Source organism: Amycolatopsis sp. SB7-3 (assembly GCF_041021335.1).
GTDB classification, from domain to species: Bacteria; Actinomycetota; Actinomycetes; order Mycobacteriales; family Pseudonocardiaceae; genus Amycolatopsis; species Amycolatopsis japonica.
This window is the reverse complement of record NZ_JBFPJQ010000013.1, coordinates 1-4,667: the sequence shown is the minus strand read 5'-3', so window position 1 is coordinate 4,667 and position 4,667 is coordinate 1. Positions and strand designations below refer to the sequence as shown.

Sequence of the window (4,667 nt, the reverse complement as noted above, 5' to 3'; positions counted from 1 at the left end):
GGGTGGGATACCTCATCTTGGAACAGGCTTCCCGCTTAGATGCCTTCAGCGGTTATCCCTTCCGAACGTGGCCAACCAGCCATGCCACTGGCGTGACAACTGGCATACCAGAGGTTCGTCCGTCCCGGTCCTCTCGTACTAGGGACAGCCTTCCTCAAGTATCCTACGCGCGCGGCGGATAGGGACCGAACTGTCTCACGACGTTCTAAACCCAGCTCGCGTGCCGCTTTAATGGGCGAACAGCCCAACCCTTGGGACCTACTCCGGCCCCAGGATGCGACGAGCCGACATCGAGGTGCCAAACCATGCCGTCGATATGGACTCTTGGGCAAGATCAGCCTGTTATCCCCGGGGTACCTTTTATCCGTTGAGCGACACCCCTTCCACCAGGTGGTGCCGGATCACTAGTCCCGACTTTCGTCCCTGCTCGACATGTCTGTCTCACAGTCAAGCTCCCTTGTGCACTTGCACTCAACACCTGATTGCCAACCAGGCTGAGGGAACCTTTGGGCGCCTCCGTTACTCTTTAGGAGGCAACCGCCCCAGTTAAACTACCCATCAGGCACTGTCCCTGAACCAGATCATGGTCCGAGGTTCAGATTCCCAATCCGACCAGAGTGGTATTTCAACAACGACTCCACCAACACTAGCGTGCCAGCTTCACAGTCTCCCACCTATCCTACACAAGCCGAACCGAAAACCAATACCAAACTATAGTAAAGGTCCCGGGGTCTTTCCGTCCTGCCGCGCGTAACGAGCATCTTTACTCGTAGTGCAATTTCGCCGGGCCTGTGGTTGAGACAGCCGGAAAGTCGTTACGCCATTCGTGCAGGTCGGAACTTACCCGACAAGGAATTTCGCTACCTTAGGATGGTTATAGTTACCACCGCCGTTTACTGGCGCTTAAATTCTCAGCTTCACCCCGAAGGGTTAACCGGTCCTCTTAACGTTCCAGCACCGGGCAGGCGTCAGTCCATATACATCGTCTTGCGACTTCGCATGGACCTGTGTTTTTAGTAAACAGTCGCTTTCCGCTGGTCTCTGCGGCCACCCACCCCTAGTCCGCAAGGGACTTCAGAGTGTTTGGCCCCCCTTCTCCCGAAGTTACGGGGGCATTTTGCCGAGTTCCTTAACCACAGTTCACCCGATCGCCTTAGTATTCTCTACCTGACCACCTGTGTTGGTTTGGGGTACGGGCCGTGCACGCACTCGCTAGAGGCTTTTCTCGGCAGCATAGGATCACTCTACTTCACCTCAATCGGCTACGCATCACGTCTCAACCTATATGGAGTGCGGATTTGCCTACACTCCGGTCTACACGCTTACACCAGTACTACCACTCACTGGCGGAGCTACCTTCCTGCGTCACCCCATCACTCGACTACTACGGAATCAGATCCCACGCTCCACACTCGCGTATTCACCCGAAGGCTTCAACACGAGGCTTTGGGTGGTTAGTATCAACCGCCTCATCCTGGGCGCACGTGCTCGGGTACGGGAATATCAACCCGTTATCCATCGACTACGCCTGTCGGCCTCGCCTTAGGTCCCGACTTACCCTGGGCGGATTAGCCTGGCCCAGGAACCCTTGGTCATCCGGCGGCAGAGTTTCTCACTCTGCATTCGCTACTCATGCCTGCATTCTCACTCCCACACCCTCCACGACTGGCTTCCGCCGCCGCTTCCCTGGATGCAGGACGCTCCCCTACCCATCCACACGACTGGACACTACTTCAAGAGCAGAGTCGATCTGTATGTGTGAATGACACAGCTTCGGCGGTGTGCTTAAGCCCCGCTACATTGTCGGCGCAGGACCACTTGACCAGTGAGCTATTACGCACTCTTTCAAGGGTGGCTGCTTCTAAGCCAACCTCCTGGTTGTCTGGGCAATCCCACATCCTTTCCCACTGAGCACACACTTAGGGGCCTTAGCTGGTGTTCTGGGCTGTTTCCCTCTCGACGACGAAGCTTATCCCCCGCCGTCTCACTGCCACACTCTCACACCACGGTATTCGGAGTTTGGTTGATTTCGGTAACCCGGTAAGGCCCCTAGACCATCCAGTAGCTCTACCCCCGTGGAGAAACATGTGACGCTGCACCTAAATGCATTTCGGGGAGAACCAGCTATCACGGAGTTTGATTGGCCTTTCACCCCTACCCACAGCTCATCCCCTCAGTTTTCAACCTAAGTGGGTTCGGCCCTCCACGTCGTCTTACCGACGCTTCAGCCTGGCCATGGGTAGATCACTCCGCTTCGGGTCTAGACCACGCGACTCAATCGCCCTATTCAGACTCGCTTTCGCTACGGCTACCCCACACGGGTTAACCTCGCCACGCAGCACTAACTCGCAGGCTCATTCTTCAAAAGGCACGCCATCACCTCAACATCACAAGGATGTGCTCGGGCTCTGACGGCTTGTAGGCACACGGTTTCAGGTACTCTTTCACTCCCCTCCCGGGGTACTTTTCATCTTTCCCTCACGGTACTAGTCCGCTATCGGTCTTCAGGAAGTATTTAGGCTTACCGGGTGGTCCCGGCAGATTCACAGCAAATTCCACGAGCTCGCTGCTACTCGGGAACACCACCAAGGTCTCAGAAACTGGTTTTCGCGTACGGGACTCTCACCCACTCCGGTCGCCCATCCCAAGGCGTTCCACTAACCAGCACATCAACCCGAGAACCTGTCAGAATTCTCAAGGCGGGTCCCACAACACCACACACACAACGCCTGACAGCTTGACATGTGCAAGGTTTAGCCTCTTCCGCTTTCGCTCGCCACTACTCACGGAATCACGGTTGTTTTCTCTTCCTACGGGTACTGAGATGTTTCACTTCCCCGCGTTCCCTCCACACACCCTATATATTCAGATGCGGGTAACACCACATAACTGGTGCTGGGTTTCCCCATTCGGAAATCCTCGGATCACAGCTCGGTTGACAGCTCCCCGAGGCATATCGCAGCCTCCCACGTCCTTCATCGGCTCCTGAAGCCAAGACATCCACCATGTGCCCTTAACAACTTGACCACAAAGATGCTCGCATCCACTCTACAGTTCTCAAACACCACACCAGAAACAAACGTCCCAGGGCGTAAGCCCCTCGGCGTGTTGCCTCAGGACCCAACAGCGTGCTTCGTGAACAATCATCAACCAGACCCGACATACCCCGTTCCACGCACCGAAGTGCAGTACTAGAAGTCATCAGCAACCTGGCCTCAGGCCATAACCAGTAGTTCCACAATTCCTTGAGCAACCAGTGCCGGCACACATTCGGTGCTGAAACCCTGGCCACTCCACACTGCTGATCCGGTCAATAACCGGGAGTGTGGATGTGTTGCTCCTTAGAAAGGAGGTGATCCAGCCGCACCTTCCGGTACGGCTACCTTGTTACGACTTCGTCCCAATCGCCAGTCCCACCTTCGACCACTCCCCCCCTTGCGGGTTGGGCCATGGGCTTCGGGTGTTACCGACTTTCATGACGTGACGGGCGGTGTGTACAAGGCCCGGGAACGTATTCACCGCAGCGTTGCTGATCTGCGATTACTAGCGACTCCGACTTCACGCAGTCGAGTTGCAGACTGCGATCCGAACTGAGACCGGCTTTAAGGGATTCGCTCCACCTCGCGGTATCGCAGCCCTCTGTACCAGCCATTGTAGCATGTGTGAAGCCCTGGACATAAGGGGCATGATGACTTGACGTCATCCCCACCTTCCTCCGAGTTGACCCCGGCAGTCTCCCACGAGTCCCCGCCATAACGCGCTGGCAACGTAGGATAAGGGTTGCGCTCGTTGCGGGACTTAACCCAACATCTCACGACACGAGCTGACGACAGCCATGCACCACCTGTACACCAACCACAAGGGAAGCCCTATCTCTAGGGATGTCTGGCGCATGTCAAGCCCAGGTAAGGTTCTTCGCGTTGCATCGAATTAATCCACATGCTCCGCCGCTTGTGCGGGCCCCCGTCAATTCCTTTGAGTTTTAGCCTTGCGGCCGTACTCCCCAGGCGGGGCGCTTAATGCGTTAGCTACGGCACGGACAACGTGGATGTCGCCCACACCTAGCGCCCAACGTTTACAGCGTGGACTACCAGGGTATCTAATCCTGTTCGCTCCCCACGCTTTCGCTCCTCAGCGTCAGTATCGGCCCAGAGACCCGCCTTCGCCACCGGTGTTCCTCCTGATATCTGCGCATTTCACCGCTACACCAGGAATTCCAGTCTCCCCTACCGAACTCAAGTCTGCCCGTATCGCCCGCACGCTCCACGTTAAGCGTGGAGTTTTCACGAACGACGCGACAAACCGCCTACGAGCTCTTTACGCCCAATAATTCCGGACAACGCTCGCACCCTACGTATTACCGCGGCTGCTGGCACGTAGTTAGCCGGTGCTTCTTATCCAGGTACCGTCACTTGCGCTTCGTCCCTGGCGAAAGAGGTTTACAACCCGAAGGCCGTCATCCCTCACGCGGCGTCGCTGCATCAGGCTTGCGCCCATTGTGCAATATTCCCCACTGCTGCCTCCCGTAGGAGTCTGGGCCGTGTCTCAGTCCCAGTGTGGCCGGTCACCCTCTCAGGCCGGCTACCCGTCGTCGCCTTGGTAGGCCATTACCCCACCAACAAGCTGATAGGCCGCGGGCTCATCCCGTACCGCCGGAGCTTTCCACC

General features: G+C 56.7%; 2 rRNA genes. Both read right to left on the bottom strand.

Going from position 1 to position 4,667, the window contains the following annotated elements:
• A 23S ribosomal RNA gene (locus AB8M46_RS39900) occupies positions 1-3,027 on the bottom strand; the annotation flags it as partial.
• 318 nt (positions 3,028-3,345) lie between these two features.
• Positions 3,346-4,667 (bottom strand): 16S ribosomal RNA (locus AB8M46_RS39895); the annotation flags it as partial.